Below are 4099 nucleotides of genomic sequence, written 5' to 3'. Positions count from 1 at the left end.
CGCCGCTGACCGCGACGGCCGATGGGAGACGTGGGTCGCGCACCGCGTACGAGTCGACGTCCAGGTACGTCCGCAGCCGGATATGCACCCGCAGCACGACAGCACCATCGAGGCGCACCGGGCAGTCCAACTGACCGCGACACCGGTCGGCGACAGCGGGTGGCATGGCTGGACTGAGCACAGTGTCGTGTTCTGCACCCTGCGCGCCGGAAACAGCGGCCAGCCGGGATGGCGGGTGGCGCACTACGACGTCCAGCCGGTGCGGCCATGAACGGCAGCACGGCATGGAAGTGGGGCGCCGCCGCCCTGGCCGTCGCGTTTCTCGTGCCGCTGACGCTGGTCATGGTCGGCGGTGTGGCGGTGGTGGCATCGCCCCCCTACCAGTGCATCGTCATCCCGCCGTCACCATCAGCTAGCCCCGTCGGAAGCGCGGCAGACGCCTCCTGGAACCCGGCGCAGGTCGGCCACGTCGCCACCATCGTCCGGGTCGGCGCCGAGAAGAACGTGCCGTCGAAGGGGTGGACGGTTGCCGTAGCGACGGCGATGCAGGAGTCGACACTGCGGAACCTCGCCAACTCGACGGTGCCGGAATCCCTGGGAATTCCCCACGAGGGCGTCGGACGCGACCACGACTCCGTGGGCCTGTTCCAGCAGCGGCCCGGGTGGGGCACTGTCGTGCAGCGCATGACCCCCGACTATGCCGCAGGGAAGTTCTACGACGCTCTGGTCAAGGTCAACGGTTGGGAGCACATGTCCCTGGCCGAGGCCGCGCAGGCGGTGCAGGTCTCCAGGTACCCGGACGCGTACGCGAAGTGGCAGAGCGAGGCCCAGCGCTTGGTGCAGCTCGTTCGCGGCCAGCTGGGCATCAGCTGCAGTGGGGGCGCGATCGGCGAGTGGCGAGTGCCCCTGCCCGAGGGCAGCTACAGCGTCGGTGACGGATGGGGCGCCCCGCGGGGGAACCGCGCTCACCGCGGGATCGACCTGATCGCCCCCACCGGCACACCAGTCCTGGCGGCCGCCGCCGGCACCGTTACCTCCGCCGAATGCACCAGTGCCTACTGCGACCGCCCCGGCAACCCAGACCTGCCCGGCTGTGGGCTGACCGTCGAGATCCAGCACACCGGCGGGATGGGCACCACCTACTGCCACCTGGTCTCCCTGAGTGTCGCCCCCGGGCAGGCCGTCGACGTCGGCCAGGAGATCGGCCGCGTCGGTTCCACCGGCCACTCCAGCGGCCCACACCTGCACTACCAGATCCATCGAAACGCGCCGCCGATCAACAACCAGACGGCCCAGGACCCGGCAGCCGTCATGGCTGACCTAGGCATCCGCTTCTGACCCCCACCTCCTGTGACTGGAGACCCGATGGACCAGATCAGAGCCTGGACGATGCTATTTCACCTGCAGTCCCGCATGCCCGGGATGTCCGTGGATCGGCTGGCCGCACCCATCAGCCAAGCACTGACCGGACGAATGCCCACGTCACCGGCCGCCGAACGCGCCGTCGTCGACGCCGCGTGGAAGCCCGGGTACCGGAGCGGAGCGGAAGCCGGCCACCGGCGCGCCGTGGAGGGCTTCCAGAACGCCGCCTTTGACGCCATGTCCCGACTCACTCACAGCGGAATCGACGGCCCCGACGCCCGCAACCTCCTGTGGGCGGTGGCAGAAGCCGCCACCGTCATCGGCCGGACCGGCCCCCAGGACACCCCCGGCCGTGCTCGGGAGAGCGCCCACCTGGCCGCCCGCAACGACTACCCCGACCTGAGTCCCATCGCCGCAGGTGTCGTCGCCGGCTGGAACCACGGCCAAAGGCAGGGGTGGCAGGACGCCCGCCACTCCACCAGCCAAGCGATCTACGCCGCTTTGGCCAAGAGAATCGGCGAGCACCAGATCAGCAGGACGCAGATCGACGGACGACACGCCGTGGACTGGTTCGTCGACGTCATCGGCGGAGTCCTCAAGGCCCCGCCCGAAAAACCCACGTTCCCATCTTTCCCGGTCGCTTCCACAGTGGCCGCCGCGTTCCGGCCGTTCCCGGCCAGCCACACCGCCGCCCCCACCGTGAGTCGGGCGGCTTCCGTTCCTCAACCGGTATGGCCCCGGCGAAGCCGCTGACGAAGTCCCATCCCAGGCTCGCCGCCCCAGCCACGCCAATGACCACCACTGAAAGGAACCGCGATGAGTCAGCCTTTTTCATCCTGCGTAGCGGTTGGCTTCGACGCGGTGGAGGACGAGGATGGCCTGCACGATCGTGGTCGCTCGCCGTGGGCAGCAACGCAGCTTGACCAGGACCTTCCAGGTCTTGAGCGTGGCGATCGCCCGTTCGCCGCGGGCACGGATCTTCGCGTGAGCGCGGTTCACGGCCTTCTGCCGGCGTGACAGCTTGGGCCGGAAGCGGCGCCGCTTGAACGGCGTGCGCACGCTCCCGCCGGCTCCCTGATAGCCCTTGTCCGCGAAGGTCATCACATCAGCGTTGGTCAGCGCCTCGATGATGCCGTGGGTCCGGGCTGCGGTCAGGTCGTGGACCGAGCCGGGCAGCGCCGGCGAAGCCCAGACGAGGCGGCCAGCCGCGTCGGCGATGACCTGCACGTTCACGCCGTGGCGCTTGTGTTTGCCGGAGTAGTACGGTTTCTGGTCGGCGACCCGGTCGATCGGGATCAGGGTGCCGTCCAGGATCGCGTACGCCAGCCGGCGGATCCGGTCCATGGCGGTGGCCAGGTCGTCTGCGGCCGTCGCGAGCAGGGCTATCGCTTCCTGCACGTACCGCCATGCGGTGCTCACGCCGACGGCAAACCCGGCAGCGAGGCGGGTGTAGGTGTCACCGTTGCGCAGGTGGGCCAGGGCGAGCAGTGCCTGCGGTCCCGCGTCGAGGCGCCGCCACCTGGATCGACGCTGGTTGCGGTGGTTGCGGATACGGTCAGCGAGGTGGTTCAGGGTCCGGCTGGACAACGAGATCGTGGACGGGTAAGACAGCACAGGCGAGGCTCCCGTGTTGGGGCATCGGGTTTTGGTCGATTTGCTGTCTTACCTGGAGCCTCGCCCTCATCGATCTGCAGCCCCCGCCTACCCGCGCTGACCTGCAAGAACAGGTTGGAAAGGGCTCAGTATTCAGCCGCAACTCGACCGAGACGCCACCATCACCGCGCTGCAGGACCAGATCGACGACCTCACCGCGACCTGCGAGGCGCAACAGCGCCAGCTCGACGCCCAGCAGAGGCTCATCAACCAGCTTGCCACCCGGATGGGCATGCACCCGGATGGATCGGCGGGACGCTGACATGGCTACCCGACGAGGGGCGTCGCCAAGCGACAACCAGCGAGAACAATGGGCCGCCGAGCGACGGGCCAAGCTCGCCGACCTCCACGAGCGCGTCGTCGCGGAGGTCGGCAAGATCACGGACAGCGATCAGTGGCGCAGGTGGCTTCAGTTCGCCGCCAAGTTCCACGGCTACTCCTTCAACAACGTCTTGCTGATCATGGCGCAGCGCCCAGATGCAACGTGGGTGGCCGGCTACAAGCGGTGGAAGACCGAGTTCGGCCGGCACGTGCGCAAGGGTGAGAAGGGCATCGCCATCCTGGCCCCGGTCACGAAGCGCGTGACGGACGATCCGCAGGAAAGCCCCGAGGAGCGCAGCGAGCCCACGAAGCAGGACCCTCAACTGTCGGCGGCGGAGCAGACCGTCCAGCCGGCGCGAGTCCTGCACACGTTCAAGCCCGTGGCCGTCTTCGACATCAGCCAGACCGAAGGTCCGGACATCGATGTGCCCGGCGGACCTGCGTTCGCTGACGTTATGCCCCAACTCCTCGAGGGCCAGGCGCCCGCAGGGTTGTACGACCAACTGGTCATGCTCGCCGAGGAGCGGGGATACACCGTTGAGCGGGGTGACTGCCGAGGCGCGAACGGGTTCACCGACTACACCAACCGGTTGATCAAGGTCCGCGACGACGTGGACGACGCCCAAGCTGTCAAGACGATGATCCACGAGCTCGGACATGTGGACCTGCACACGCCGAGCGACTTCGGTTGGGAGACCACCCGCGGCTGCCGGGGCGAGCGTGAGGTCGAGGCCGAGAGCGTCGCGTTTCTGGTCGCCGAACG

5 protein-coding genes are annotated in these 4099 nt (G+C 68.5%); 4 read left to right on the top strand and 1 reads right to left on the bottom strand.

Annotation, left to right across the window (positions count from 1 at the left end; genetic code table 11):
- From AB0B91_RS64375 to AB0B91_RS64365, 3 genes are all read left to right on the top strand, one after another.
- Positions 1-271, top strand: a 271-nt coding sequence (locus tag AB0B91_RS64375) for a hypothetical protein (protein WP_358342863.1), incomplete at its 5' end; no start/stop codon positions are given.
- The gene (locus tag AB0B91_RS64370) at positions 268-1338 is read left to right on the top strand and encodes a peptidoglycan DD-metalloendopeptidase family protein (RefSeq protein ID WP_357663273.1); all 1071 of its coding nucleotides are present in this window, start codon (positions 268-270) and stop codon (positions 1336-1338) included. The genes AB0B91_RS64375 and AB0B91_RS64370, both read left to right, overlap by 4 nt.
- A gap of 27 nt (positions 1339-1365) precedes the next feature.
- Positions 1366-2115: a hypothetical protein gene (locus tag AB0B91_RS64365; RefSeq protein WP_357663271.1), complete on the top strand. Its 750-nt coding sequence runs from the start codon at positions 1366-1368 to the stop codon at positions 2113-2115.
- Between the two features lie 78 nt (positions 2116-2193).
- Here AB0B91_RS64365 and AB0B91_RS64360 read toward each other — a convergent pair whose 3' ends face one another.
- Positions 2194-2976 carry a transposase family protein gene (locus tag AB0B91_RS64360; RefSeq protein WP_358342861.1) on the bottom strand — a complete coding sequence of 261 codons (783 nt, stop codon included), beginning with the start codon at positions 2974-2976 and terminating at the stop codon, positions 2194-2196.
- A gap of 302 nt (positions 2977-3278) precedes the next feature.
- On the opposite strand from AB0B91_RS64360, the gene AB0B91_RS64355 reads away from it, so the two are divergent.
- On the top strand, positions 3279-4099 hold an 821-nt coding region (locus tag AB0B91_RS64355; RefSeq protein WP_358342859.1), incomplete at its 3' end, for an ArdC family protein.

Origin of the sequence: Nonomuraea sp. NPDC049141, assembly GCF_040648415.1 — a bacterium.
In the GTDB taxonomy this organism is placed as follows: domain Bacteria; phylum Actinomycetota; class Actinomycetes; order Streptosporangiales; family Streptosporangiaceae; genus Nonomuraea.
The sequence above is the reverse complement of the archived record's forward strand: the minus strand, read 5'-3'. Positions and strand labels throughout refer to the sequence as shown.